Origin of the sequence: Rhodococcus sp. C1 (assembly GCF_020809065.1) — a bacterium.
Classification (GTDB): domain Bacteria; phylum Actinomycetota; class Actinomycetes; order Mycobacteriales; family Mycobacteriaceae; genus Rhodococcus_F; species Rhodococcus_F qingshengii.
In genome coordinates this window covers 5,433,394-5,457,983 of sequence record NZ_CP078080.1, presented here as the reverse complement: position 1 = coordinate 5,457,983, position 24,590 = coordinate 5,433,394, and the positions used below count along the sequence as shown (strand labels likewise).

The 24,590-nt window shown below is 63.0% G+C and carries 28 protein-coding genes and 1 tRNA gene; 21 read left to right on the top strand and 8 right to left on the bottom strand.

Going from position 1 to position 24,590, the window contains the following annotated elements:
* Positions 1–71 precede the first annotated feature (71 nt).
* From KTR60_RS25170 to KTR60_RS25155, 4 genes are all read left to right on the top strand, one after another.
* Complete coding sequence (locus tag KTR60_RS25170) at positions 72–644, top strand: peroxidase-related enzyme (RefSeq protein WP_228401367.1); 573 nt, start codon at positions 72–74, stop codon at positions 642–644.
* A gap of 133 nt (positions 645–777) precedes the next feature.
* A complete protein-coding gene (locus KTR60_RS25165; RefSeq protein ID WP_064443676.1) occupies positions 778–2,475 on the top strand; it encodes a hypothetical protein in 1,698 nt (565 codons plus the stop codon).
* The gene (locus KTR60_RS25160) at positions 2,447–3,064 is read left to right on the top strand and encodes a sortase domain-bontaining protein (protein WP_054828141.1); all 618 of its coding nucleotides are present in this window, start codon (positions 2,447–2,449) and stop codon (positions 3,062–3,064) included. Before KTR60_RS25165 ends, KTR60_RS25160 begins: the two co-directional genes overlap by 29 nt.
* A gap of 26 nt (positions 3,065–3,090) precedes the next feature.
* Entirely contained in the window at positions 3,091–4,173 is a 1,083-nt protein-coding gene (locus KTR60_RS25155; RefSeq protein WP_054828142.1) for a M20/M25/M40 family metallo-hydrolase, read from the top strand.
* Here the strand turns inward: KTR60_RS25155 and KTR60_RS25150 are convergent.
* Positions 4,134–5,159 carry a LacI family DNA-binding transcriptional regulator gene (locus KTR60_RS25150; protein ID WP_003939717.1) on the bottom strand — a complete coding sequence of 342 codons (1,026 nt, stop codon included), beginning with the start codon at positions 5,157–5,159 and terminating at the stop codon, positions 4,134–4,136. The genes KTR60_RS25155 and KTR60_RS25150 overlap by 40 nt on opposite strands.
* 234 nt (positions 5,160–5,393) lie before the next feature.
* On the opposite strand from KTR60_RS25150, the gene KTR60_RS25145 reads away from it, so the two are divergent.
* The 8 genes from KTR60_RS25145 to KTR60_RS25110 are packed head-to-tail and all read left to right on the top strand — an operon-like array spanning position 5,394 to position 12,369.
* The gene (locus KTR60_RS25145) at positions 5,394–6,236 is read left to right on the top strand and encodes a BtpA/SgcQ family protein (protein WP_228401366.1); all 843 of its coding nucleotides are present in this window, start codon (positions 5,394–5,396) and stop codon (positions 6,234–6,236) included.
* A gap of 2 nt (positions 6,237–6,238) precedes the next feature.
* Complete coding sequence (locus KTR60_RS25140) at positions 6,239–7,138, top strand: PfkB family carbohydrate kinase (protein WP_050654580.1); 900 nt, start codon at positions 6,239–6,241, stop codon at positions 7,136–7,138.
* Complete coding sequence (locus tag KTR60_RS25135; RefSeq protein WP_019745494.1) at positions 7,135–8,142, top strand: substrate-binding domain-containing protein; 1,008 nt, start codon at positions 7,135–7,137, stop codon at positions 8,140–8,142. The genes KTR60_RS25140 and KTR60_RS25135 overlap by 4 nt, the downstream gene beginning before the upstream one ends.
* Before the next feature lie 2 nt (positions 8,143–8,144).
* A complete protein-coding gene (locus KTR60_RS25130) occupies positions 8,145–8,915 on the top strand; it encodes an ATP-binding cassette domain-containing protein (protein ID WP_003939830.1) in 771 nt (256 codons plus the stop codon).
* Entirely contained in the window at positions 8,912–9,955 is a 1,044-nt protein-coding gene (locus KTR60_RS25125; RefSeq protein WP_007730024.1) for an ABC transporter permease, read from the top strand. The genes KTR60_RS25130 and KTR60_RS25125 overlap by 4 nt, the downstream gene beginning before the upstream one ends.
* A complete protein-coding gene (locus KTR60_RS25120) occupies positions 9,910–11,001 on the top strand; it encodes a phosphotriesterase family protein (protein ID WP_228401364.1) in 1,092 nt (363 codons plus the stop codon). The genes KTR60_RS25125 and KTR60_RS25120 overlap by 46 nt, the downstream gene beginning before the upstream one ends.
* Positions 10,994–11,746 carry a glutamine amidotransferase gene (locus KTR60_RS25115; protein WP_003939869.1) on the top strand — a complete coding sequence of 251 codons (753 nt, stop codon included), beginning with the start codon at positions 10,994–10,996 and terminating at the stop codon, positions 11,744–11,746. The genes KTR60_RS25120 and KTR60_RS25115 overlap by 8 nt, the downstream gene beginning before the upstream one ends.
* Positions 11,743–12,369, top strand: a complete 627-nt coding sequence (locus tag KTR60_RS25110; RefSeq protein ID WP_228401363.1) for a TenA family protein — start codon at positions 11,743–11,745, stop codon at positions 12,367–12,369. Before KTR60_RS25115 ends, KTR60_RS25110 begins: the two co-directional genes overlap by 4 nt.
* Before the next feature lie 97 nt (positions 12,370–12,466).
* Here KTR60_RS25110 and KTR60_RS25105 read toward each other — a convergent pair.
* Both KTR60_RS25105 and KTR60_RS25100 read right to left on the bottom strand, forming a co-directional pair.
* Positions 12,467–12,540: transfer RNA gene (locus KTR60_RS25105), tRNA-Met, on the bottom strand.
* Between the two features lie 53 nt (positions 12,541–12,593).
* A complete protein-coding gene (locus KTR60_RS25100) occupies positions 12,594–13,304 on the bottom strand; it encodes a FadR/GntR family transcriptional regulator (RefSeq protein WP_042446958.1) in 711 nt (236 codons plus the stop codon).
* Positions 13,305–13,402: 98 nt separating this feature from the next.
* Between KTR60_RS25100 and KTR60_RS25095 the strand changes: the two genes are divergently transcribed.
* Genes KTR60_RS25095 through KTR60_RS25080 form a run of 4 tightly spaced genes read left to right on the top strand, consistent with a single transcriptional unit; the run spans position 13,403 to position 17,166 of the window.
* Entirely contained in the window at positions 13,403–14,152 is a 750-nt protein-coding gene (locus tag KTR60_RS25095; protein WP_003940529.1) for a (Fe-S)-binding protein, read from the top strand.
* Entirely contained in the window at positions 14,149–15,669 is a 1,521-nt protein-coding gene (locus KTR60_RS25090; RefSeq protein WP_047272064.1) for a LutB/LldF family L-lactate oxidation iron-sulfur protein, read from the top strand. The genes KTR60_RS25095 and KTR60_RS25090 overlap by 4 nt, the downstream gene beginning before the upstream one ends.
* On the top strand, positions 15,666–16,292 hold the full coding sequence (locus KTR60_RS25085) for a LutC/YkgG family protein (protein ID WP_047272066.1): 627 nt from the start codon (positions 15,666–15,668) through the stop codon (positions 16,290–16,292). Before KTR60_RS25090 ends, KTR60_RS25085 begins: the two co-directional genes overlap by 4 nt.
* A 58-nt stretch (positions 16,293–16,350) precedes the next feature.
* On the top strand, positions 16,351–17,166 hold the full coding sequence (locus KTR60_RS25080; protein ID WP_228401362.1) for a mycofactocin-coupled SDR family oxidoreductase: 816 nt from the start codon (positions 16,351–16,353) through the stop codon (positions 17,164–17,166).
* Positions 17,167–17,172: 6 nt separating this feature from the next.
* On the opposite strand, the gene KTR60_RS25075 is transcribed toward KTR60_RS25080, so the two are convergent.
* Complete coding sequence (locus tag KTR60_RS25075; RefSeq protein ID WP_003940076.1) at positions 17,173–17,811, bottom strand: LON peptidase substrate-binding domain-containing protein; 639 nt, start codon at positions 17,809–17,811, stop codon at positions 17,173–17,175.
* A complete protein-coding gene (locus KTR60_RS25070) occupies positions 17,811–18,287 on the bottom strand; it encodes a DUF309 domain-containing protein (protein ID WP_166809019.1) in 477 nt (158 codons plus the stop codon). The genes KTR60_RS25075 and KTR60_RS25070 overlap by 1 nt, the downstream gene beginning before the upstream one ends.
* A 140-nt stretch (positions 18,288–18,427) precedes the next feature.
* Here KTR60_RS25070 and KTR60_RS25065 point away from each other — a divergent pair, with 140 nt between their 5' ends.
* On the top strand, positions 18,428–18,772 hold the full coding sequence (locus KTR60_RS25065; protein ID WP_228401361.1) for a YciI family protein: 345 nt from the start codon (positions 18,428–18,430) through the stop codon (positions 18,770–18,772).
* A gap of 6 nt (positions 18,773–18,778) precedes the next feature.
* Positions 18,779–20,020 (top strand): RNA polymerase sigma factor, encoded by a 1,242-nt coding sequence (locus KTR60_RS25060; RefSeq protein ID WP_228401360.1) that lies wholly within the window; start codon positions 18,779–18,781, stop codon positions 20,018–20,020.
* Positions 20,021–20,027: 7 nt separating this feature from the next.
* Here KTR60_RS25060 and KTR60_RS25055 read toward each other — a convergent pair whose 3' ends face one another.
* The gene (locus tag KTR60_RS25055) at positions 20,028–20,606 is read right to left on the bottom strand and encodes a hypothetical protein (RefSeq protein WP_228401359.1); all 579 of its coding nucleotides are present in this window, start codon (positions 20,604–20,606) and stop codon (positions 20,028–20,030) included.
* Between the two features lie 35 nt (positions 20,607–20,641).
* Complete coding sequence (locus tag KTR60_RS25050) at positions 20,642–21,241, bottom strand: TetR/AcrR family transcriptional regulator (protein WP_228401358.1); 600 nt, start codon at positions 21,239–21,241, stop codon at positions 20,642–20,644.
* A 140-nt stretch (positions 21,242–21,381) separates the two neighbouring features.
* Between KTR60_RS25050 and KTR60_RS25045 the strand changes: the two genes are divergently transcribed.
* From KTR60_RS25045 to KTR60_RS25035, 3 genes are all read left to right on the top strand, one after another.
* Entirely contained in the window at positions 21,382–22,527 is a 1,146-nt protein-coding gene (locus tag KTR60_RS25045) for an acyl-CoA dehydrogenase family protein (RefSeq protein ID WP_007730036.1), read from the top strand.
* A gap of 73 nt (positions 22,528–22,600) precedes the next feature.
* Positions 22,601–23,362, top strand: coding sequence for an SDR family NAD(P)-dependent oxidoreductase (locus tag KTR60_RS25040; RefSeq protein ID WP_003939707.1), 762 nt, complete (start codon positions 22,601–22,603; stop codon positions 23,360–23,362).
* 97 nt (positions 23,363–23,459) lie between these two features.
* On the top strand, positions 23,460–24,107 hold the full coding sequence (locus KTR60_RS25035) for a TetR/AcrR family transcriptional regulator (protein WP_007730038.1): 648 nt from the start codon (positions 23,460–23,462) through the stop codon (positions 24,105–24,107).
* A 2-nt stretch (positions 24,108–24,109) separates the two neighbouring features.
* On the opposite strand, the gene KTR60_RS25030 is transcribed toward KTR60_RS25035, so the two are convergent.
* Entirely contained in the window at positions 24,110–24,571 is a 462-nt protein-coding gene (locus KTR60_RS25030) for an SRPBCC family protein (RefSeq protein WP_003940411.1), read from the bottom strand.
* Between the last annotated feature and the right edge of the window lie 19 nt (positions 24,572–24,590).

Below are 24,590 nucleotides of genomic sequence, written 5' to 3'. Positions count from 1 at the left end.
AAATGCATCTGGACAACTCAGTTAATCATCATTATCTTGAATCGAACATCGATGGCTGACCAGGAGGCACAGTGAGCACCCGTTTTCCGCAGGCTGAATTGACCGAGGTGCCCGAGGACATCGCCGCCAAGATTCTCGAGATCCAGGAGAAGTCGGGGTTCGTGCCCAACGTCTTCCTGATGTTCGCTCGGCGCCCAGCCGAGTTCCGGGCATTCTTCGCATACCACGACGCGATCATGCTCAAGGAAGATTCCGCACTCACCAAGGGTGATCGAGAAATGATCGTCACCACGATCTCTGCGGTCAACAAATGTACGTACTGCGTTGTCGCGCACGGCGCAATTCTGCGTATCTACGAGAAGAAGCCGCTGGTTGCCGACCAGGTTGCGGTCAACTATCGCACCGCAGAAATCTCCGATCGTCAGCGCGCGATGCTCGACTTCGCCACCAAGGTGAACTCCGCCTCGCACGAAATCGCCGACGCCGACTTCGACGCCCTTCGTGTGCACGGCTTCGGCGACGAGGACGCGTGGGACATCGCCGCGATCACTGCATTCTTCGGGCTCAGCAATCGCATGGCGAGTTTCTCCGGCATGCTGCCCAATCCGGAGTTCTACCTGATGGGGCGCGTTCCGCGGTCCTGATTCCTGCGGGTAGAGCAGCAGCTCTCAATTTTTCGGACCGACCGGTCGTAACGTCTGGAAGTCAGCCGACGAAGTAAAGGCTGTCCACGCCGGAATTGCCGTCTTCGTAAAGAAGGCCGAAAGGTTGAGCGCTATGTCGGAGAAGTCCATCGCCCATTCTCGGAGGGTCCGCTCTGCGGCCGCCGGTGCCGTACTAGCTCTCGGATTGGCGGTGGGCGGCACGGGAATTGCATCGGCAGAGCCGGAAACCGTGTGTACCCCGAGCGCTGATCCGCTGGTGACCTGTGCCGAGGAAGAGGCAGCTGCCACCACCGACGCCGACGCGGCGACGAGCACCGAGACCACGCCGGAGAAGGTTGAAGCCGGGGTCGCGGGCACGGGAAGTGCCGAAACCGCTGGTACGGACGCTGCAGCACTGGCGGAAGCCGAAGCAAAAGCCAAGGCAGCTGCCGACGCGGCAGCGAAGGCCGCCGAAGCAGCCGCGACGGCAGGGGTCGACTCGTCCGCAGCGACAGACACTTCGGTGAAGGCGACCGAGGCAATGACCCAGGCGAGCGTCGAGGCAACCAAGGCGGCGGTCGAATCGACCAAGGCCAAGGCGGAGGCCGGGGCCGCGGAACAGTCTGCCAAGGAAGCCGAAGAGGCAGCCAAGGTTGCGGAGTCCGCGGCGGCCGATGCGAAAGAGGTAGCAAAAACAGCTCAGGCAGAAGCCGACGCGGCTGCAGCCAAGGCTGCTGAACTCGAGGAGGCTGCGAAGGCCGCCGGTTCGGGGCCCAAGACCGAAGAGGCAGCAAAGGCGCGCGCCGAGGCTAATGCTCTGCAGGCCAAGGCCGATGAGGCGAAGGCTGCCGCGGATGCAAACGCCAAACTGGTAGCGGACAAGAACAAGGAAGCCGAGGAAGCCTTCAAGAACTGGGATTTCGCGAAGGCAGCCGTCGCTAAGGCTCAGGCGTTGGCCGCAGCTTGGAATGCCAAGCAGCTCGCGATCACCGTCAAGGAAACTCAGAAGGTGGCCACCGCCGCCGAAACCACCGCCAAGGCAGCCGAGTCCGCAGCCGCCACCGAGGTAGAAGCTGCCACCGCCGCCCGTAAGGCCGCAGATGAAGCGGCAGCTACCGCAGCTTCCGCACAGAAGGACGCTGCCGCTGCACAGAAGGCCGCGGAGACGGCGCAGGCCGAGGCCGATGCTGCAGGGGAGGCGGCCACCGACAAGCGAGCAATCGCCGACGAAAAGGCTGCCGAAGCCGCCAAGAAGGCCGAAGCTGCCGAAGCAGCGAGTAAGAAGGCGCAGGATCTCTACCTGGCCGCCGAAGACGCGAAGGCGGCGGCCGACGCCGCAGCAGCAAAGGCCAAGGAAGCTCAGGCCGCCGCAGCTGCCGCAAAGGCTGAAGCGGATGCAGCGCAGAAGATCGTCGACGAGCTCAAGGCAAAGGGCGAGAAGGAGATCGACAACGGAACAGGCGTCGGCGGTGAGGTGATCATCGGTGAGCACACCGACGACGGCTCCGGAGTCACGAAGGTCGACGAGACCACCGCTGTAGTGAACAAGACCGGCGTCAAGCTGGTCGGCTACTACAACAACAAGGGAGCCTTCGACGTCGTCGACTACTACGTCACCGACGCCGACGGCGATCCGGCACTCGCTGGAAGCCTGCCCCCGGTCGATCTTGCTCTCGGCGACACCGCAAGCAGCAGCACCAGCGGTAGCAGCAACTCCAACCTGCCGGCTGTATTGATCGGCGTCGGAGTCGTCGGCGCTGCCGCCGCAGCAGCTACGACGGTGGTTGTTCGTCGCAAGCGTCATGACGGCCCGGGCAACACGTCTGCGTAGCGCCGGCCTCTCGGCGGTAGCGATCCTCGCCCTCCTCGCATCCGGATGTTCGGGCGAGAACGCAGGATCGCTACCAGACCGCTCGCCGGTGCAGTCGCATATCGCGGCTGCACCGGCTTCGGTGACCGTCGATCCGGCAGAACCCGAGCGGATCGAGTTGAGGTCTGCGTCCGGGGTCACGTACCTGAGCAGTCCGTTGCACTCGGAGAAGCTGATGCGCGGCGGCGAGAGTGGGCAGCAACTGAATCCTGTCGACGAACTGCCGGTGTGGTGGGGTGAAAGCGGAATGCCGGGAACATCGACCACACAAACAGTTGTCGTGGTCGGCCACAACTACACCACTCGCGAAGCACCGTTCCGGGCGCTCCGGGTAGTGGAGCCGGGCGATCGAATTCTCCTGGGTACACCGAACGGCGCACTCGAGTACGACGTCGAAACAGTCGGGCCGCTGCACAAAGGTTCGCTGCTGGGCGCTCACGAGTTGCGCGAATCGGTTCCGGGACGGCTGATCCTCGCCAATTGTGATGTCGTCGAGGGAGAGTCGACCGACGACAATTACGTCGTCATCGCCCAGCTGGCAGCGCACTGATCCCGTGGCAGTGCAAGAATAGGTACATGGATTCCCTCGGACTTCTCTCGGAACTGGTAGCTCTCGACACGGTCTCGGGGGAGGCCGCTCCTCAACGGCGGGCGATGGATTCGATTGTCTCGTTGGTTCTCTCACGTGCGCCACAGGCGAAGGTGGAGTCAGACCTGACCGGCAATCATCCCTGGGCCTTGATCACCAACGAAGCTGCACCCTCGGCAGCCAGACTCCTGTTCGCCTGCCACGTGGACACGGTGCCGGTGGGCACTGTCTCCGACTGGGAGTTCGATCCGTATGCCGCACAGGTCGACGGCGAATTGTTCCTCGGCAGAGGGACATCGGATATGAAGGCCGGCCTTGTTGCCGCTACTGCCGCGGTTGTCGACGCTTTCGAACGTGGAGTCCCGGTCGCGCTGTTGCTGACGAGCGACGAGGAAATCGGATCGCTCGGGGCTGTTCGTTCGGCCGACGCCGTTGCGAATCTCGAGGTCGGGGCCGTCATCGTTCCCGAGGCGACCGGCAATCGCATCAACCTGGGGCACCGCGGCGCACTGTGGCTCGAAGTGTCCGTCAAAGGAAAAGCCGCGCACGGGAGTACGCCGCAGCGAGGAACCAACGCCGTCCTCAAACTGCTTGACGTCGTCGACCGAGCCCGGCGTGAGCTTCCGCTGTCGTCCGACGCGTTTCTGGGTGCCGAAACCTGGAACCTCGGCTTGGTCGGCGGGGGTTCGGCTCCGAACATCGTGCCGGACAGTGCACGTGCGGTGATCGATCACCGCACGGTGGGAGACGGCGCCGACCTGCTCGCGTGGTGGCGAGCCCAACCAGAAGTCGACTCGGTGGAGACGTCGATTCATCTGGGAGGTGTGCGTACCGACGCGTCGGATCCGTGGTTGGCCACCCTGCCTATCCCTGTTGCAACCGAACCGGTTTCGTACTTCACCGACGCTTCGGTACTGGCCGCCGCCGCCCCTGGTGCTCCCGTCGTGATCTGGGGCCCTGGCACTCCCTCGCTGATGCATGCGGCCAACGAAAGCGTCAAGGTTTCCGAACTGGACGATGCGATCGCTGCTTACGGTGCGGTTGCCGCCGCTTGGCCGACGGTGGACTGACGGACAATCAGTTCAGGAGCAAGCGCGATGTGGGCTGTCGACTCGGAAGAGTTGTTCATCGCCTGATCCAGAAGTCGCACAGCTTCTTCCGCGATTCTTTCCTGCGGCTGCCCGACGGTGGTCAACGGCGGGTTGCACAATTCGGAGAATGGGATGTTGTCGAAACCGGTGACCAGAACGTCGCCGGGAACGTCGATGCCCAATGTGTGACACGTCTGCAACACGCCAAGTGCGATCAAGTCGTCGGCGCAGACCAGGGCGTCGGGGCGAGTTTTGCCGGTCAGGATGATGTTGGATGCCGTGCGCCCCCACTCGATCGAGTACTCGCCGAGTTGTGTCCACTCGTCACGAGTTTCGATGCCCATTCGATCCGCGTGGCGGAAGAAGCCGGCCCGGCGAAGTTCTGTTGACGAATTGGTCAGCTCGGAACTGATGAAGGCGGCTGATTGCGCGCCACGCTCCGACAGATGCTCCATCACCAGGGATTGAGCGGCGTCGTCGTCGACGCCGACCCAGTCCGTCTGGGTATCCATTGCAAACCGGTCCAGTTGAACGACCGGAAGCGTTGCCGCGCTGGCTCGGACGGCCTCGGCACTCAGTTCGCCGTGGCACGGGCTGATGATGATTCCGTCCACTTGCCGGGAGACGAGCGACTTGAGTCGCTGCGCTTCCACGTCGGGATCGGAACGAGAATCGCACAGGAACAGTTGTAGTCCGCGCCGAGCGAGGACGTGTTCGACGTTGACCACCAGCGAAGTGAAGAAGGGGTTCGCGATACTCGGAACCACCATTCCGACAGTGTCCGTCCGATTACGACGCAGTGAGCTGGCGATGATGTTTCCCGAGTATCCGAGAGAGTCCGCGGCTCGTTTGATCGTCGCTGCAAGCTCGTCCGAGACAGGGCGGGATCCGGACAGTGCCCGCGACACGGTGGCCGTCGACACCCCGGCCAGTTCCGCGACATCGCGAATGGTCGCCTTGCGCATGCGTCCCCCGTTTTCTGCTCGATTCGGGTCCGAGGTTATCGAACCGCACGGTCCAGTGTCCCGCATGTAACGCGATTGAGGCAATCGTTTACAAATTCGAATTGTGAAATCCTTGACACAACCCGGTGTTGATCGCATAACCTGCTAATTCATCACGGCAATCGATTACATCGTGTGCAGATCTTGTGCATCGACATACAGCGCAAATCTTGCGCATGGAATGGGGTAGCTGAAGTGACCGCATCACCGCTCGGAGTCTTTCCGCCCAAGCCCTCGGCGCTGGCAGAGATGTTCACCGGCACGCCAGCTCTCATCGGGGCCATTCACCTCCCGGCCCTGCCGGGCAGCCCGCACTACACCGGGCAGCCGGTTTCGGAAATTGCTCGCTTCGCCGTCGAGGAAGCACACGCGTATGTCGACAACGGTTTCGACGGTGTGATCGTCGAAAATCACTGGGACATACCGTTCCTCAAGCCCGGCGAACACGGATACGAAACCGCCGCCAGCATGGGAGTCATCACGGCAGCGGTGGTCGGTGAGTTCGGCAAGGCGGTCGGCGTCAGCATCCTGTCCAACGCCGGCGAGTGCGGAGTGGCCGCAGCGTGGGCGGCAGGCGCGAGTTTTGTGCGTGTCAATCAGTGGGCAAATGCCTACATTGCCAATGAGGGATTCATCGAGGGTCAGGCGGCCAAGACGACGCGCTTCCGCCATCGCATCGGCGCCGACCCGGTCCGGATCTTCGCTGACGTGCACGTCAAACACGGTGCGCATGCCATTGTCGCGGACCGCACTGTCGCGGAACAGACCGAAGACGCCGAGTTCTTCGACGCAGATGTTCTGATCGCGACGGGTTCGCGCACCGGTGACGCCGCTTCGGTCGACGAGGTTTCCGTGATCCGAGACAACACCGTTCTTCCGGTGATCATCGGCTCCGGCATCACGGCTGCCAATGTCGCAGCGCTGATGAAGGAATGCGACGGCGCGATAGTTGCATCCTCGGTGAAGGACAATGGACGCTGGTGGGGACGGGTCGCAGGCGAGAAGGTCCGCGAACTGTCCCGGGCCGCAGGAAAGTAACCATGATTGTCTTTTGTGGATACGCCAACAACGATGTGACGGTACATGTCCCACACGTACCGGTACTCGGTGAGCGCGTTCAGGCAACGGCCATCAGTCAGATCGACGGTGGAATGAATGCAAATGCTGCGGTATCCGCGGCCAGAATGGGCGCGCAAGTGATCTTTGCCGGTGCCGTGGGCCCGGACGCGCGGTCCACCGAGTTTCTCGAAGCCCTCGAGGCAGATGGCGTCGACACCAGTTGGTCGCCGCGAGATGCGTTCCTGTCGACGGCAGTTGTTCTCATCGCGCAGGACGGCGATCGCTCCATCATCAGCCAGGACGACCCGAACGATGCCGAACGCATCGGAGTTGTCGTCACCCGATTGGCGGCTGCCGGCGGTGGACGGCTGTTCCTCGACGGATACCGTGCGGTCTTCCTCCCGGATGAATTACCGGGAAGCGTAAGTCTGGTAATCGATCTGGACGGTTGTGAAAACAAAGCCGCGGCACTGCGCGCGTTCGCTCTGGCCGACCACGTCGTCGTAGGGCGTGCCCTGTGGGAAGGCGAGTTCGGGATCGGTTTCGACCAGTGGCAGACTCTGGCCGCCGAGCACCACACCCACCTGCTGGTGACCGACGGCTCGCGAGGTTGGACACTGGCCACACCGGACGGCGAGGTGACGAGCGAACCGGCAGTCGCGGTCGACGTCGTCGATGCAGTCGGGGCCGGTGATTGCTTCGGCGGTACGTACATCGCTTTTGTCGACGCCGGGCGCTCACCGGTGGACGCCGCACGACTCGCCGGGGCATCGGCTGCATTGGCTTGCGCCACCGCAGGCCCCCGCGGATGCCCAACCCGAGATGAATTGGACAGCTTCACAGCAACATTGACCCCTCATACCCTTTTGGAGACTCGATGATGAAACGTGCATTGCCTCTGGCTCTGGGAGCTGCAGTCGCGCTCACGCTCACCGCTTGTGACTCGGCTTCGTCGAGTGACTCGAAGGACGCATCGGGGGGCTCGTCCATCCCGCAGCCGACCCGGGTCGCCGAAAGCTGTGACGGGACGAACGGCAAGCTCAAGGTCGGTCTGGTGACCATCAACCTCCAGGCGCTGTACTTCAACCAGATCAACAATGCCGCGAAGAACGTCGCGGACAAGGCAGGCGTCGACCTGCAGATCATCAGCGGCAACGACGATTCCGTCGCGCAGGCCAACGCCTTCGACAATCTGATCGCCGCCGGAGTCGACGCGATCATCGTCGATGCAATCGACACGGACGGAATCAAGCCGTCGGTGGTCAAGGCCAAGAACGCGGGCATCCCCGTCGTCGCGGTCGACGCGACCATCGACGATCCGGCACTGTCGACTCAGGTCGGTACGGCCAACGCCGAGGGCGGTGCCAAGATCGGAAACACCTTGGCCGACGTCGCGAACAACACCGGAACGGTCGGTATCGTCGGCGCGCTCAACAGCACTGTCCAGTTGGAGCGGCAGAAGGGCTTCACGGAGACCGTGACCGGCCGCGGAATGACCGTCGGCACCGTCGTGGACGGACGTAACATTCAGGAGAACGCACAGACCGCAGCGGAGAACCTGCTGACCGGCGGTGGCGACATGAAGTACGTCTACGCAACCGGTGAGCCGGCACTGATCGGTCTCGTCGCGGCGGTCAACAGTCAGAAGGCGCAGGATCGCATCGAAGCAGTCGGTTGGGATCTTTCGGATCAGGCGGTAGGCGGACTCAAAGCCGGTTGGCTTAAAGGCGTGGTCCAGCAGAACACCTTCGAATTCGGCCATGAGGCAATGAATTCGGCAATCGACCTGGCTTGCGGACGCGGCGCTCCGGCAAACATCCCGGTTCCCACCCAGATCGTGACCCCGGAGAACGTGGCCGACTACATGTACTACTTGGAGAAGTAATCATGGCACCTCCACTGATCGAACTCTCGGGCATCACCAAGTCGTACGGACCGGTGAAGTCCCTTCAAGGAGTGGACCTTCGGCTGGCGAAGGGTGAAGTACTCGGAGTGGTCGGCGACAACGGCGCCGGTAAGTCCACTCTGATGAAGATTCTCGCCGGTGCGGTTCAGCACGACGGCGGCGAAATGCGCGTCAACGGTGAACCAGTGCGCTTTTCGACGCCTCTCGACGCGCAGCAGAAAAAGATCGGAATCGTCTACCAGGATCTGGCTCTGTGCGACACGCTGGACGTCGCCAGCAACCTGTTCCTCGGCAGAGAACCGCGAAAAGGCCCCTTCCTCGACCGGCATGCCATGCACGAGAAGGCGGCTCACATTCTTGCCGACCTGCATGTCAAGGTGAAGTCGACCTACCAGGAGATCGGGCAACTGTCCGGCGGACAGCGGCAAACCGTCGCGATCGCCCGCGCAGTCTCCTTCCGCCCAGACGTACTGATCCTCGACGAGCCCACCGCAGCGCTTGCCGTCGCCGAGGTCGAGTCGGTGCTCAAGCTGATCACGGACGTCGCAGCGGCCGGCGTGGGCGTCATTCTCGTGACACACCGCCTGCAGGACCTGTTCCGCGTGTGTGACCGAATCACGGTCATGTACGAGGGGCAGAGTGTCGACGACGTTCCGATCGGCGACCTCAACATCGAGTCCCTCGTCGGACTCATCACTCGAACTCCGGTGCCGCAACGGACATCGGCAGCAACACAGGGAGCCACGGCATGACCACTCTCGAGAAGACCCAGGCGCCGATCGAGCGCAAGCTCGCCGCGAAACCCTCCTTGTGGGACAGCGTCAACAAGCCCACCCTCGCGATGCTGGCGGTGACAGTTGCTGTCGCAGCCGTCTTCTCGGCGACCACGTCGTCGTTCCTGACATTTACGAACCTGTCGAACCTGGCAACCCAGATCGCTCCGGTTCTGATCATCGCGGTGGCGATGACTTTCGTGATCACGGCAGGTCAGATCGACCTGTCCGTCGGTGCGATCGTCGCGTTCGTCGCGGCGATGAGTGCCGAGCTTATCCAGGCCGGCGTCGATTCGTCCCTGGTCTTCGTCGCCGCCCCGGTGATGGGTGCGGCCTGGGGCCTGGTCAACGGATGGCTCGCTGCCTATCAGGGTATTCCGCCGTTCATCGTGACCCTGGCGACGATGTCCGTCATTCGCGGTATCGCGCTGTATCGGACCGAAGGATTCTCCGTTCCGGTTCCGGCCGACACCTACTTCGCGAAGCTCGGAACTTCGGAATTCCTCGGGTTCTCCGCCAGCGCCTGGATTGCTCTCGTCGTCGTGGTCATCGGAGCAATTGCGCTCAACCGCATGCGCTTCGGGCGCTACGTCACCGGTATCGGTTCCAACGTCGAATCCGTACGACGGTCCGGTGTCAACACGCGTCGTGTGCTCATGATGACGCTCGTCTTCACCGGCCTGGCTGCCGGCATCGCGGGACTGCTGATCGCGGCTCGACTGGGCTCGGGTTCGGCCAACTCCGCAACGGGATTCGAGCTCACCGTGATCACCGCGGTGGTTCTCGGTGGCACCAATCTCTTCGGCGGTCGCGGCACCGTGATCGGTACCGTCATCGGCGCCGTCCTGACCGGAATCATCGCCAACGGATTGACCCTGCTCGGCGTGAGCCCGTTCCTGACGCCGATCATCACCGGTGTCGTTCTGCTACTGGCCATCTGGATCAACATGCGCGGACACACGCTGAGCGCGCTGTGGCGACACCTGCAGTCCGCACCGTCGGGGCCCGCACGCTCATGAGCAAGGTTCGTACTGTCACGGGAACTGTGGACAGCTCGGAACTCGGACTGGTTCTCCCACACGAACATCTGCACAACGACGTCACCGGTGCGTACACCGAGGCCCCGGATCCGGTTGTGGCACAGCGGTTGGCCGGTCCGGTACGCGCCGAGGATGCCTGGCTTCTTCACGACAATCCGTATTACAGTCTCGACAATTGTCGAGTCGACGACGGATCGGCCGTGGTGGAAGACCTTGCGGACTTCGCCCGCCTCGGTGGTCGGACGATCGTCGATCTGACACCGCCGGGACTGGGCCGGGCACCGGAGAAGCTGGCGGAGTTCTCGCGAAAGTCAGACGTGCGAGTGATCATGGGTTCAGGGTGGTACCTCGAGACGACCCATCCGGTCGAGGTCCACGAACTCGGTGTCGACGATCTGGCAGGTTCGCTCGTCGAGGAGTTCGATCCGGCAAAGGAATTGGCTCCTGGCGTGATCGGGGAGATCGGAGTCTCCCCGCTCTTCACTCAGAACGAGGCGAAAGCGTTGCGGGCGGCATGCATCGCCCAGCGCGAGGTGGACGTGCCCCTGTTCGTCCACCTTCCGGGCTGGCAGCGCGTGGGACATCACGTCGTCGACATCGTGGTCGACGAGATGGGCGTCGATCCGCAAGCAATGGTCCTGTGCCACATGGACCCGTCCGGACACGACGCCGACTACCAACGATCGCTCGCCGACCGCGGTGTCTTTCTCGAGTTCGACATGATCGGGATGCCTTTCGATTTCCCCGGCGAGGGTCTTTCTCCGCATCCGGCGGAAACAGCCACTGCGGTAGCCGGATTGGTCACCTCCGGTCACGCATCACAGCTCCTGCTCAGTCACGACCTCTTCCTCAAATCAATGCTCAGAAAGCACGGCGGAAACGGATTCTCCTACGTACCACTCGCCTTCGCCGCCCGATTGGTGCGCGCAGGCGTAGATCCCCAGCAAGTGTCCGCATTGATGCGAGACAACCCGAGGTCGCTCTTCGAGCAGGCCGCGAAAGGAAACAGAAGCAGTCATGGGTAAACGAGTACTGATCGCCGGCGAGAGCTGGATGACGACGTCGACGCACGTCAAGGGCGTCGACGAGTTCAGTGTCCATTCCTACGTCGAGGGAGTCGGCCCGCTTCGGGATGCGCTCACCTCACGTGGCCACGACGTGACACACATGCCCGCACACCTGGTGCCGACGCAGTTCCCCGGTACCGCAGAAGCACTGTCGCAGTTCGACGTCGTCGTTCTCTCCGACATCGGAGCGAACTCGCTGCAGCTGGCTCCCGGCGTGTTCGACCAGTTCCGCGCCGGCGAGGATCGCCTTGTCGCGCTTCGTGACTGGGTGAACGCCGGCGGCTCACTGATGATGATCGGTGGTTACCTCTCGTTCTCCGGGTTCCAGGCGCGAGCAGCTTTCCGCCAGACCGCGATCGCCGAGGTACTGCCCGTGACGATGCTGGCCGAAGACGATCGCGTCGAGACACCGGCTGGGATCGTTCCCACCGTCGTCGATGCTGCTCACCCGGCTCTCGGTGGTGCCGGCGATTCCTGGCCGGCGCTCCTGGGATACAACCGCGTCGTCGCGAAGGACGGTGCCGTGGTTCCCGCCACCATCAACGGCGATCCGCTTGTCGCTGCCGGTGAATACGGCGCCGGACGGTCGATCGTCTTCACCTCGGACTGCTCGCCGCACTGGGCTCCGCCGGAGTTCTGTGAGCAGTGGCCCGGATACACCGACCTGTTCGACGGCTTGATCAGTTGGGTCGCCGGCGAATGAGTCGCTCCTCAGACCTGCTCGCGCGGCAGCAGAGTAATCTCGCTGCCGCGCGGGCGGTTCCATTCATCGAGGACACCATCGGCGGGACGTTGAGTGATGAGGGATTCCGCCGGTACCTCGTGATCGAAGAGGCATTTGTACTGACGGCCGTCAAGGTGTTGGGGTTGGTGGTCGCCGAATCCCCGACGCTCGACGACGCGCTCGACCACGTGACGTCGATGTCGAACCTGGTGGGCGAGCAGCGCGAGTATTTCGCGCACTTGCGTTCCCGCTTCCCGTACGAGGGTGACGCAGCGGCGCTGGTCGAGGAGTCGGCCGTGCTGTCCACGCACGCCTTGGCCCTCGCTCGCGAAGAGGGCAGGGCGGCGGCGCTGGTGGGCATGTACGCCGCGGAAACCCTGTATCTGTCGTGGTGCCGGGAGGCGGCGGCAGTGAAGGTAGATCGCGAACCAGCGTTGCAGGACTGGGTGGACATGCATGTCGCTCCGCCGTTCGTGTCTCAGGTGGCGGTGCTGGCGTGCGAAGTGGACGCCATGCCGAAGTCAGTGAGCGACGAGGACCTGGATCGGTGGTTCTCGGGCATGCTGGCCGCAGAGATCGATTTTCACAACGTGGTGGTGTGAGCTACTGCTGTGCGCCTTTATTAACCCCCGGCGGTTAATAAAGGCGCACAGCAAAAGGCCCGTAGGTCGCTTTCGCAACCTACGGGCCTCTTCTTTGTAGCGGGGACAGGATTTGAACCTGCGACCTCTGGGTTATGAGCCCAGCGAGCTACCGAGCTGCTCCACCCCGCGTCGGTGTGAAACCAACAGTACACGACTTCTGGAGGCGCAATTACCACCCCCTGTCACCGGCCGGAGTGGGCGCTTTCCGAGTAGTAACCGCGGATGTGGCCGACTATGCGCTGACGTGCGAGTTCGCCGTCACCCGCGTTGACCGCATCCACCAATCCTCGGTGTTCGTCACGCAGTCGCATGCAGGTGCTCGGCCAGCTGTCGATCTGGACGCCCGCGAGAACGTAGGCCTCGATGGACTCGCGCAGGCCGGTCATCATGGCTGCGATCACCTGATTGCCCGCCGCGTCGGCGAGCGCCACGTGGAACTGTGCGTCGAGTAGCAAGAATTCCTCGGCCGAGAGAGCTGCGTCCTCCATCGAGTCGAGCAGTTCGACGGCCGCGCGGAGGTCGGGTGTCGGGGTCCGCGATGCCAGGGACTGCATCACCTCGGATTCGAGAACGAGTCGTGTCTTCACCACATCCGAGACCGGAAAGCCTTGTGCTGCAACCTGCATCCGCATCAGCATGGTCATACCGCCGGTCGGTTTGGCCACGATCATCGCGCCGGACGTCGGGCCGGAGCCAGTCTGCGCCTTGAGGAGGCCGAGTGCTTCCATGACCCGCAACGCTTCTCGGACCGATGACCGTCCGACGCCCAACTCTGCTGCCAGAATTCTCTCTCCCGGCAGGCGCTGGCCAGGAGACACCTCGCCTGAAACGAGCCGACGTTCGAGGTGGCTCAGTACTTGTTCCCACGCTCGCGGGCTCGGCTCGGTCGGCATGAGGCAAGAGCATAACCGGGTGGACGCCGTTTATGGGGTGGCCTGTACGGGGATGTATTACTGTGGTCAGACCACACTGACAGATTGCGGGGAACCACATGCGAGTAGCGCTGTTCGCCACCTGCATCGGGGACACGATGTTTCCCGACGCCGTCAAGGCCACCGCCCTCCTGCTCACCCGTCTCGGGCACGACGTCGTGTTTCCGTCCGGGCAGACCTGCTGCGGGCAGATGCACGTCAATACCGGCTATCAGCCGGGCGCACTACCGCTGGTCGCGAACTACGCCGATACCTTCGGTGATGCGTCGATCGACGCCGTTGTCGCACCATCGGGGTCGTGCGTCGGCTCGGTCCGTCATCAACACGAGATCGTCGCCGAGCGCTACGGCACCGCGTCGCTGTGTGGACAGGTGCAGACCGTGAAGGCAAAGACGTACGAGCTTTCCGAATTCCTCGTGGACGTTCTCGGGGTCACCGATGTGGGCGCGTACTTCCCGCACCGGGTCACCTATCACCCGACCTGTCACTCACTGCGCATGCTGAGGGTAGGGGACAAGCCACTTCAGTTGCTGCGCAACGTCCGCGACATCGATCTGGTCGAACTCCCCGAAGCAGATTCCTGCTGTGGATTCGGCGGCACCTTCGCCATCAAGAATGCGGAGACTTCGACGGCCATGCTGGCGGACAAAATTCGCCACGTTGCGGACACCGGCGCCGAATTCTGCAGCGCCGGAGACTCGTCCTGCCTCATGCACATCGGCGGCGGTATGTCACGACTGCAGATGGGCGCCAAGACCATTCACCTCGCGGAGATTCTGGCGTCGGTGGAAAGCCGGGTGCACGCATGAGCGCTGTGACGCTGGGTCTGCCCAGCTTCCCGCCGAGGTCGCCCGAGGGTGCAGGGTTCCTGCGAGGTACTGAGAAATTCCCCGTCGCAGCACATCACGAGCTGGCCAACGCGCAACTGCGACGCAATATCGGCAAGGCGACGCACACCATCCGTGCCAAGCGCATCAACGTGACTGGAGAGCTGCCCGATTGGGAAGAGCTGCGTGACGCGGGTTCGGCGATCAAGGCCGACGTCATGGCGCGGTTGCCGGAACTGCTCGAACAGTTCGAGGCTGCAGTCATCGCGCGCGGTGGGCATGTGCATTGGGCGGCGGATGCCAACGAGGCCAACGCCATTGTGACCGAACTTGTCAAAGCCACCGGCTCCGACGAGGTCATCAAGGTCAAGTCGATGGCCACGCAGGAGATCGGTCTCAACGAGCATCTCGAAGCCCACGGAATCACCGCCTACGAGACCGATCTCGCGGAATTGATCGTCCAACTCGGCCACGACAAACCGTCGCACATCCTGGTTCCCGCGATCCATCGCAACAGGTCCGAGATTCGGGAGATATTCCTTCGTGAGATGCCAGATGTCGACCCCAACCTCGGGGAGAACCCGGCCGAACTTGCCGCTGCTGCACGAAAGTTTCTGCGCCACAAGTTCATGACGACGCCGGTCGCCGTCTCCGGCGCCAATTTCGGCATCGCGGACACGGGCACTCTGACCGTCGTGGAGTCGGAGGGCAACGGGCGAATGTGCCTGACGCTGCCGAAAACACTGATCACCGTGATGGGCATCGAGAAGATTCTGCCGACGTATCAGGATCTGGAGGTCTTCCTGCAACTGCTGCCGCGGTCCTCGACGGGGGAGCGGATGAACCCGTACACCTCCATGTGGACCGGCGTCACGCCCGACGACGGTCCACAGGAGTTCCACCTGGTCCTCCTCGACAACGGTCGGACTGCCGCGCTTGCCGACAAGATCGGGAGGGAAGCCCTGAGCTGCATACGGTGCTCGGCGTGTCTGAACGTGTGCCCGGTCTACGAGCGCACCGGCGGTCACGCCTACGGATCGACCTATCCGGGACCGATCGGCGCGGTGCTGACTCCGCAGCTCGCGGGCATGCATGGCAAAGATGATCCCAACTCGACGCTTCCCTTTGCCTCGAGTCTGTGCGGTGCGTGCTTCGACGCCTGCCCGGTCAAGATCGACATACCCTCGCTGCTCGTCGAATTGCGGCACCAGAAGGTCGAGCAATCCGGTGTCACGGCAGAGTCTTTGGCGATGAAAGCCGCCTCTCTGGCGATGTCGACCGAGGGCCGGTGGACGTTGGCTCAGAAAGCTGCCGGGCTCGGACGCGTCGTGGCCGGCAGGAAAGGGAAGATCTCTACGTTGCCACCTCCATTGAACGGTTGGACAGCTGCCAGAGACATTCCCGCACCGCCCAAGCAGACCTTCCGATCCTGGTGGGACTCCGACGAAGGCCGCGCGGCATTGGACGAGGCTCGTCGTGACGGGAAGGCGGACAGATGAATTCACGTGAAGTGGTGCTCGGACGCATTCGTGATGCCATCACCTTGGCGCCCGCCCGCGAAGGCGAGATACCGCGAAACTACCGGACTGGCAGAACCATGTCCGACGAGGAACTCATCGATTTGTTCGTCGACCGTCTGGTGGACTACAAGGCGCACGTTCACCATTGCGCTGCAACAGAAATCGCCGAGGCCGTCGCCGGAATACTGAAAGGGCGCGGACTACACACTCTGGGGATCCCCGCCGGCCTCGACCGATCATGGGTAGCCGGATTCGACGGAACGCTGGTGGTGGACAGCCCGGACGTACCGGCTCCTGAACTCGAGAACCTCGACGCCGTTGTCACCGGCTCGAAGGTATCGTGTGCCGAAACCGGCACGATCTTCCTCGACGCCGGTCCATCGCAGGGACGCCGTGCGTTGACGCTGGTACCGGACACACACATCTGCGTCGTGTATCGCAGCAGTGTGGAAGTGGGAGTGCCGGAGGCGATTGCGAATCTGACACCGGAGCGCCCCACCACCATGATCAGCGGCCCGTCGGCGACCTCCGACATCGAACTCGAGCGCGTCGAAGGTGTCCATGGTCCGAGGAATCTTCACGTCGTCATCGTCGACGGTTGATTCCCGTCGAGCGGGAACTCGGAGGCAGCGGGCCACATCAGCGTCTAACGTCCCGGCCATGACACAACTGTTGGCAGGCAAGGTCGTTTTCATCACCGGTGCAGCGCGGGGTCAGGGACGCAATCACGCGATTCGACTCGCGCAGGAAGGTGCAGACGTCATCGCTGTCGACGTGTGCGCGTCGGTGTCCGAAGACGTGGGTTACGCGGCCGCGACTGAAGCCGACCTCGAAGAAACGGCTCGTCTCGTGCGAGCGGAGGGGCGCGAGATCGTCACCGCTGTAGCGGACGTCCGTGACCTCGAGGCACTGCGTGCGGCGGTGGCGTCGGGCGTCGACAAGTTCGATCGCCTCGACGTCGTGATTGCCAATGCGGGCATCGCTACGTGGAACCGTTTCTGGGAGATGCCTGAAGAGCAGTGGTCGACGCTGGTGGACATCAATCTCAATGGTGTCTGGCGCGCGATGACAGCTGCGGTTCCTGCAATGATCGAAGCCGGCAACGGTGGTTCCATCGTGATTGTGAGCAGTGCTGCCGGCGTCGCCGAAGCGCCCGGCTGCGCGCACTACTCGGCGGCCAAGCACGGCCTCGTGGGTTTGGCTCGCACTGCTGCAACGGAATTGGGAAGCTTCGACATTCGAGTCAACAGCATCCACCCTGGCGCGGTGGAGACCGAGATGGGCAACGATCCCAACGTCGGTAAGGTACTCACTACTCATCCGGAGTACATGAACTCGTACAAGTGGCCGCTCACGTCCGTCCCGCGCACCACCGTCGAGGACATCTCCAACGCCGTCGTCTACCTCGCGACGGACCTCTCCCGCGCGGTCACCGGGACGAAGATCGTCATCGACATGGGTCAGACGATGGCGTAGTTGCGCTCAGAGGAGATTGAACTGCGCGACCTCGATGGTGTTCTCGACTGCCTCCGAGAGTGTCCGAATACGTTCGTCGGCGCCTGGCGCGGTCAAAATCGCCAGGCGATCGGCGTCACCCATCGGAATGCTCCTGGCGAGGGCATACAGCCGAGAACCCAGCGGATCCAAGGGATCCGGTGGGACGGGCATTCGCGGAGTCTGTTCGCCGGCCCGAAGTGCGAGCTTTCCCAACATTCCGTACATGAACTCGATGCGCTCGAGGAGCGAGTCGTATTCGTAAGCAGTGACTGGTGTTCCGTTGTTCTCGTCAGGCCACAATTCGACCTCGGCAAGTGGGTAGGGATCGTCCGGCAGCCATCGATTGACCCGGATGCGGTCTTCGGTCCGGCAATACAACTGATACCGCCCGGCACCCATGGCGACATGAGACTCGATCCGAGCCAGAGTGCCGACGTCGTGACGTGATTCGCCGCCACCGACCTCGTGGCCACGAGCGATGAGCACTACTCCGAACAGTGGGCCGTCGGCAGCTTCGAGAACGTTCTCGACCAGTGCGCGATACCGAGGTTCGAAGATGTTCAGGGGCAACACCTCACCCGGTAGCAAAGCGGAGCCGAGCGGAAACATGGGGAAGATGGGCATCAGGGGATTCTCAACCTCGGAATCGGAGGGGCGGGGAAATCGCCGGGGCGATCGATTTCGGCGAGCAGGTGCTCGGACCACGTCAGTAGACCGGGGATATCGAGGCCGTGCGGACTCTCGACCTCGTAGTGCCTGATGCGGTCGTGACCCTGGCCGAGGAGTGAGACGGCGCCGGTGTTGTTGCCCCGAAGCAGATGGGTGAGCCCGACGGCCAACTGAGCCAGTCCCTGCCACAGGTCACGTTCCTCGGGCGGCGCGCTTTTCCACGTTCCTTCGAGAATCTCGTGTGCGTGAAAAGGCATGCCGTGGTCGAGGAGGCGCTGAGCCTCGGTGATGGACTCGTCTGGTGGCAGGCGTACATCGTCCGGAATGCGCGGAACGCCGCCCGGCGCGTCGCGTGGCAGTGGACGGCCGAGTCCGTCACGGGGCCGCGAATTGAGGGGTTTCCCAGCGGCGTCCCGGTCGCGTTCGGTCATACACTCAGCCTAACGGCAGCACCTCGGACGAACCCGCCAAAAGTTTTTTCGAGTCGCCTGTCGATTCCGGGGAGAACCGTTCGTCGTCATGTTGTAAGGCAAGAAAGCCGGAAGAGAAACAACAGACCAAGGAGTCAGTCATGAAGTACATGTTGCTCATCTACACCGCGCCCGGCGGAGACAACGAACCCCAGTGCACGTTCGAGGACTGGCAGCAATACGACAAGGAAATGAAGGATGCCGGGATCTGGGTGTCCGGCGATGCCCTCGCCGACCTGACGACTACGACGACGGTTCGGGTCTCGCAGTCCGGAGAAAAGACCGTCACCGACGGACCCTTCGCAGAAACCCGTGAAATCCTCGGCGGCTACGACGTCATCGACGTTCCCGATCTGGATGCGGCGCTTTCATGGGCCGCGCGGTGCCCCGGCGCGCGCGACGGCGGCAGCGTCGAGGTGCGTCCACTGGCCGGGTTCGGGGACTGATTCGCCGTGGACGAGCAGGCCGAGAACTCCATCGAGTCAGTGTTCCGGGAGGAACGCGGACGACTCTTGGCCTCGCTCGTCCGCCGCTTCGGTGATCTGGATCTGGCCGAGGAAGTCACCTCCGAAGCCGTCGAGGCCGCGTTGGTGCACTGGGCCGTGGACGGAGTGCCGGCTAAACCCGGCGCCTGGCTGCTGACCACGGCGCGTCGTAAAGCCGTCGACAGGCTTCGTCGTGATCAGGCCTATGCGGCGCGATTGGCGGTGATGCAGGTGGACGCCGATCGTGCCGACCCGGCGCCGCCCACGGTCGACGGAGAACTTCCCGACGAGCGGTTGCAGCTGTTCTTCACCTGCTCGCACCCAGCGCTGGCCGAGGACGACCGAATCGCACTCACCTTGCGTTGCCTCGGAGGGTTGACGACGCCCGAGGTTGCTCGGGCCTTCCTCGTGCCTTCTGCGACCATGGCGCAGCGGATCGTGCGTGCGAAGAAGAAGATACGTCAGGCTCGGATTCCCTTCCGAACTCCCAGCGCCGAAGAACTCCCGGAGCGTCTGCCCGGTGTTCTGCGGGTGATCTATTCGGTGTTCACCGAGGGGTATGCAGCGAGTTCGGGTCCAGATCTGCAACGCGTCGACCTGGCAGTAGAGGCGATCAGGCTGGCGAGGATCTTGCGCGCTTTGCTTCCCGAGGAGCGCGAGATCGCCGGGTTGCTCGCGTTGATGCTTCTCGTCCATGCGCGCCGGGATGCCCGTACCGACGCCGGTGGCGGGATCGTGCTCCTCGAAGACCAGGATCGCGGGTGTTGGGACCAGCCGATGATCGAGGAAGGCAGCGACCTCGTCGTAGTCGCGTTGACCGGGGGAGCGCCGGGGCCGTACGGGGTGCAGGCCGCCATCGCCGCATTGCATGACGAGGCCGCAGATGTGGAGAGCACCGACTGGCCGCAGATCTGCGCGCTCTACGGAGTGCTTCTCACGTTGACGCCTTCGCCCGTCGTCGCAGTCAACAGGGCAGTGGCGCTGGCGATGCGCGACGGCGAGGAAGTCGGGCTGACTGCGCTGGAGGAACTGGCAGCGGAGCCCAAACTTGCCGACTACCATCCGTATCACCTTGCACGAGCCGAACTACTTGCTCGGTTGGGGCGCACCGACGCAGCGGCATCCGCGTACCGACAAGCTCTGAAACTCGTTGGTACGGAACCGGAGCGGGCCTACCTGGAGCGTCGGTTGGGTGAGATCTCGGACTGATCGGCTCCTATCGAGGGACGTCGAGATCGAAGTACAGGGTCTCGGACCAGTAACCGAGGCCGAGCTCGCGTAGCGGTTCCTCGACGCTCTCCTGAGTCGGCGTGAACAGTCGCTCCCAGAAGCTTGGCTTGACGGGTGCGAGCGTGGCCAGCGCCGCCTCCATCTCGGCGTCGATGTCCGCCAGACCGGTCATCAGGGCCGTGCCCTGTTCGGCGAACGGTTCGTCGTCCATGTCGAAGATCTCGCCGCACTCGAGGACGAAGTAGTGGTCGGGTTCGGTGTGGCTGTGCAGGAAACGCAGCGCATCGCCGGCCATCGTGCCGAGTGCGGGGTGATCGATGCGGCCGAGGAAGTCTTCGAACCGGGCGATACCAGGACCACAGGGCGCGGTGACCGCGATCAGGTCGGGGGTGTCGTCCCAGATGATCGACTGTTGGGCGAAGGGATTCACGGACACAAGGATCCTCGGGACCAGCGGTATCGCGTACGACCACTCCGAGATTCCTTTGAGTCCACGGGTGCGAGCGGCAGCCGGATTCTCATGCGGGGCAACAGGGGTCGAGTAGAGATAGGTGCGGTTGGCCACTGGCCGAGTCCTTTCTGCGGTCGGTGTCACCTGATTCAGGCGGCGCCCACCATCCTCAATGCCAGGTCTCCGTACAGTTTTCCGATGTCTTCCGGATTCGTGTAATTGCCGGCTGGGAACCAGCGGCACACGTCGACGCACAGGGACATCAAGGCGAGGGTGACGCCTTCGGCATCGGGGATCGTGAAGTCGCCCGACTGCACGCCGGCGTCGACAACCTCCCGGACCACCCGCGTCGTGTTGCGGCGAAGAGCGACGACGGTTCGGTAGTGCTCTGGTGTGAGGGCAGTGAGTTCGTACTGGACAACGCGAGCGAGTGAATGGTGCCCGGCCTGCCAACTGGCGAAGGTGCTGATCAGTTCCTGCAAACGAACGGACGGTTCTTCACCCGGGCGGTCGGCGCCCTCGACCACTTTCAACGCTTCGGTGTGGCCTTCGAAGCTGATCGCGAAAAGCAGCTCTTCTTTCGAGCGGTAGTGCGGGTACATGGCGGCGGGACTCATGTCGAGTCGCGCGGCGATGTCACGGGTGGTGGTGCCGCCGTAGCCGGCAGAGGCAAAAGCGTCCACGGCTGCCGCGCGGATACGGGCCGCAGCTTTGGAGGGGCTGATCACCACGTCAGGTGAATCGCTCACGGTTTCCTCCAGGTGTGACGGATTTCGATGTTGACAATATCCCGCTCTCGATTCACTATAAGCAGGTGCTTAGATTCTAAGCGAATGCTTAGGAACATCGTTACGTGTGGCTTTGCCACGCCGAAAGGAAGCAACTCGTCATGCGTCGCACTCTGTACGGACCCGATCACGAGGCATTTCGCGAATCTGCTCGCGAATTCGTCAACCGGAACATCCTTCCGGTCGCAGAGAAGCTGATCGACCAGCGCTTCATCGATCGTGAAATCTGGCTCGAAGCGGGACGCAACGGCTTCCTCGGACTCGAGGTTCCGGAGGCGTACGGCGGAAGCGAAGCCGGCGACTACCGCTTCAACGCGGTTCTGGCCGAAGAGCTCTCGCGCGCCAGTGCAGCTGTTGCCTCGAGCTTCGGCATTCACGCCGACGTCGTTGCTCCCTACCTCGTTCAGCTCACCACCGAAGAGCAGAAGCAGCGTTGGCTGCCCAAGTTCTGCACCGGTGAGATGCTGACGGCCATCGGCATGACCGAGCCTTCCGGTGGATCCGACCTCGCCTCGCTCAAGACCACTGCGGTCAAGGACGGCGACGACTGGATCATCAACGGCTCCAAGACCTTCATCACCAACGGCTACAACGCCGACCTTGTGATCGTGGCGGCTCGGACCAGTCCCGAGAAGAAGTCCAAGGGCATCACCCTCTTTGCCGTCGAGACCGGCATGGAAGGCTTCGAGCGCGGACGCAAGCTCGACAAGGTCGGCCAGCACGAGTCCGATACCGCCGAACTGTTCTTCGAGAACGTTCGCGTGCCGTCCACCAACATCATCGGTGAGATCGACCGCGGCTTCATCCACATGATGGAAATGCTGCCGCAGGAGCGCGTCGGCGCTGCGGTGTCCAACATCGCGCACGCCGCTCCGATCCTCGAAGAGACGCTGCAATATGCCAAGGACCGCAAGGCTTTCGGTCAGCCGATCGGCTCGTTGCAGTGGAACAAATTCCTTCTCGCGGATCTCGTCACCCGCATCGAGGTCACCCAGGCCTACGTCGACAACTGCGTCGCGGCACACGCTGCCGGCGAGCTGACCGCCATCGACGCCGCCAAGGCTAAGTGGTGGACCGCGCAGGTGCAGAACGAGGTCCTCGATCACTGCGTTCAGTTGCACGGTGGCTACGGCTTCATGACCGAGTACCGCGCCGCTCGCGCGTGGATGGACGCCCGCGTCACCAAGATCTGGGCCGGATCCAACGAGATCATGAAGGAACTCATCGGCCGCGATCTCGGCCTGTAATTTCGCAACTGCAGTCGATACGTCACTGCAACCGCCACTTCCCGAACCCGACGACACAGGAGCATCACCGCGCATGTCTGTTCTCGACAAGTTCTCTCTGACCGATCGAGTGGTCATCGTGACCGGTGCGTCGTCGGGCCTCGGGGTGGCGTTTGCGAAAGCCGCAGCAGAGGCCGGCGCGGACGTCGTCCTCGCTGCTCGCCGCGTCGACAAGCTCGAAGACACGGCCAAGCTCGTGCGTGACGCAGGCCGCGAAGCATTGTGCGTGGCCACCGACATCGTCGATCCGGCTCAGGCTCAGAACATGGTCGACGCCGCGATGGAGAAGTTCGGCCGCGTGGACGTGCTGGTCAACAATGCCGGCGTCGGAACTGCCGTTCCGGCGACCCGCGAGACCCCGGACCAGTTCCGCGCCGTCATCGACATCAACCTCAATGGGTCCTACTGGGCAGCGCAGGCCTGCGGCCGCGTCATGCTCCCGGGCAGCTCCATCGTCAACATCTCGAGCATTCTCGGATTGACGACCGCCGGACTCCCGCAGGCCGCCTATGCGGCGAGCAAGGCAGGCGTCGTCGGATTGACCCGCGACCTCGCACAGCAGTGGGGAACGCGCAAGGGCATTCGCGTCAACGCGATCGCGCCCGGCTTCTTCAAGTCGGAAATGACGGACCAATACAACGACGGTTACTTGGACGCGATGGCTCCGCGCCTGATCCTCGGCCGCATGGGCGATCCTGAAGAGCTCGCGGCCACCATGGTGTGGCTCGCGTCCGAGGCCGGCGGATACGTCACCGGTCAGACCATCGCCGTCGACGGAGGAATCACCATCACCTGACGCCGATGCCGAGATGTCGCCGGCTTTGCCGTATAAGTAGCTGGTGACCTCTCGCGCCGAACCTCAGGAGAACTGGGAAGACCGTCCGCCACCATCCATGGCTGCGACGGAGCTTCTGCGTGACCTGCCGGTGACTGCCCGCGGCGTCCGGACCAGGGCTTCTCTGGTCGCAGCGGCTCGAACGGTGTTCGAGCGCGCAGGGTATCTCGACGCCCGTCTCACGGACATCACCAAGGAAGCGAACTGCTCCACCGGCACGTTCTACACCTACTTCGACAACAAAGAGCAGATCTTCGCCGCAGTTCTCGACGTCGCGCAGGAAGACATGCTGCACCCAGGCATGGGACGGGTCCGCGACGTCGACAATCCGTATGCGGTCCTCGAATCGAGCAACCGTGCCTACCTGACGGCTTTTCGCCGCAACGCCAAACTCATGGGCCTACTCGAGCAGGTATCGCACATCGACCCGGCCTTCGCGAAACTGCGTCGGGACCGAGCCGAGACCTTCATTTCTCGCAATGCCCGAGCCATCGAACGCTTGCAAGCAGCTGGCAAGGCAGACGCCTCGTTGGACCCGCTGTTGGCTTCCCGAGCACTGTCGGCGATGGTGAGCCGTCTTGCCTACAGTTCATTCGTCTCCGAGGAACCTGGCGCCGACGGCAACCCCGTCCCGTTCGAGGACGTCGTCAAGACGGCTACTCAGGTGTGGGCCAACGCGCTGGGACTCGAAGGCGACCGCGGGTAGTTTCAGCCTTCGCCGCGGGCCGCGAACTGCTCCTCGAGGCTGTGGCGCAGTGTTTCCTCGCTGTTCTTGACAGCGTTTTCGACGAACGGCCCGATCAATCGGCCGAGTGCCTTGCCGGCAATGCCGCCGGGCAGTTTGTAGGCGAAGTCGACGGAAAGCTCGGTCTTGGAATCGTCGATCGCAGCGAACTCCCACGTGGACGAGTTGGATACACCGCCGAGCGAAGACAGCTTGATGATCCGATTCTTCTCCCACTCGGTGACCTCGAGTTTGGAGCGCAACGTGCTCGGCCCGATCTGCATGGCCGCGTCGAACGTGGCGCCGAGTCCCTGATCGAACTCTCCGAACGGGGTGAACTCGGAAACACCGAACATCCACGTCGGGACATTGCGGTAGTTGTCGATGTAGTCGAAGGCGACATCAACCGGCACGGCAGCAACCGCGGTGTGGCGAACATGGATCATGACTGGTCCCTGTCTTTCG

Bases quoted from the DNA above. Each gene is read 5' to 3' on its own strand.
- KTR60_RS25115 (WP_003939869.1), top strand. From the start codon at position 10,994: ATGGGTAAACGAGTACTGATCGCCGGCGAGAGCTGGATGACGACGTCG.
- KTR60_RS25140 (WP_050654580.1), top strand. From the start codon at position 6,239: ATGATTGTCTTTTGTGGATACGCCAACAACGATGTGACGGTACATGTC.
- KTR60_RS25090 (WP_047272064.1), top strand. From the start codon at position 14,149: ATGAGCGCTGTGACGCTGGGTCTGCCCAGCTTCCCGCCGAGGTCGCCC.
- KTR60_RS25160 (WP_054828141.1), top strand. From the start codon at position 2,447: ATGACGGCCCGGGCAACACGTCTGCGTAGCGCCGGCCTCTCGGCGGTA.
- KTR60_RS25150 (WP_003939717.1), bottom strand. From the start codon at position 5,159: ATGCGCAAGGCGACCATTCGCGATGTCGCGGAACTGGCCGGGGTGTCG.
- KTR60_RS25035 (WP_007730038.1), top strand. From the start codon at position 23,460: ATGGCTGCGACGGAGCTTCTGCGTGACCTGCCGGTGACTGCCCGCGGC.
- KTR60_RS25135 (WP_019745494.1), top strand. From the start codon at position 7,135: ATGATGAAACGTGCATTGCCTCTGGCTCTGGGAGCTGCAGTCGCGCTC.
- KTR60_RS25040 (WP_003939707.1), top strand. From the start codon at position 22,601: ATGTCTGTTCTCGACAAGTTCTCTCTGACCGATCGAGTGGTCATCGTG.
- KTR60_RS25130 (WP_003939830.1), top strand. From the start codon at position 8,145: ATGGCACCTCCACTGATCGAACTCTCGGGCATCACCAAGTCGTACGGA.
- KTR60_RS25085 (WP_047272066.1), top strand. From the start codon at position 15,666: ATGAATTCACGTGAAGTGGTGCTCGGACGCATTCGTGATGCCATCACC.
- KTR60_RS25030 (WP_003940411.1), bottom strand. From the start codon at position 24,571: ATGATCCATGTTCGCCACACCGCGGTTGCTGCCGTGCCGGTTGATGTC.
- KTR60_RS25070 (WP_166809019.1), bottom strand. From the start codon at position 18,287: ATGACCGAACGCGACCGGGACGCCGCTGGGAAACCCCTCAATTCGCGG.
- KTR60_RS25125 (WP_007730024.1), top strand. From the start codon at position 8,912: ATGACCACTCTCGAGAAGACCCAGGCGCCGATCGAGCGCAAGCTCGCC.
- KTR60_RS25165 (WP_064443676.1), top strand. From the start codon at position 778: ATGTCGGAGAAGTCCATCGCCCATTCTCGGAGGGTCCGCTCTGCGGCC.
- KTR60_RS25100 (WP_042446958.1), bottom strand. From the start codon at position 13,304: ATGCCGACCGAGCCGAGCCCGCGAGCGTGGGAACAAGTACTGAGCCAC.
- KTR60_RS25065 (WP_228401361.1), top strand. From the start codon at position 18,428: ATGAAGTACATGTTGCTCATCTACACCGCGCCCGGCGGAGACAACGAA.
- KTR60_RS25080 (WP_228401362.1), top strand. From the start codon at position 16,351: ATGACACAACTGTTGGCAGGCAAGGTCGTTTTCATCACCGGTGCAGCG.
- KTR60_RS25110 (WP_228401363.1), top strand. From the start codon at position 11,743: ATGAGTCGCTCCTCAGACCTGCTCGCGCGGCAGCAGAGTAATCTCGCT.
- KTR60_RS25095 (WP_003940529.1), top strand. From the start codon at position 13,403: ATGCGAGTAGCGCTGTTCGCCACCTGCATCGGGGACACGATGTTTCCC.
- KTR60_RS25155 (WP_054828142.1), top strand. From the start codon at position 3,091: ATGGATTCCCTCGGACTTCTCTCGGAACTGGTAGCTCTCGACACGGTC.
- KTR60_RS25045 (WP_007730036.1), top strand. From the start codon at position 21,382: ATGCGTCGCACTCTGTACGGACCCGATCACGAGGCATTTCGCGAATCT.
- KTR60_RS25075 (WP_003940076.1), bottom strand. From the start codon at position 17,811: ATGCCCATCTTCCCCATGTTTCCGCTCGGCTCCGCTTTGCTACCGGGT.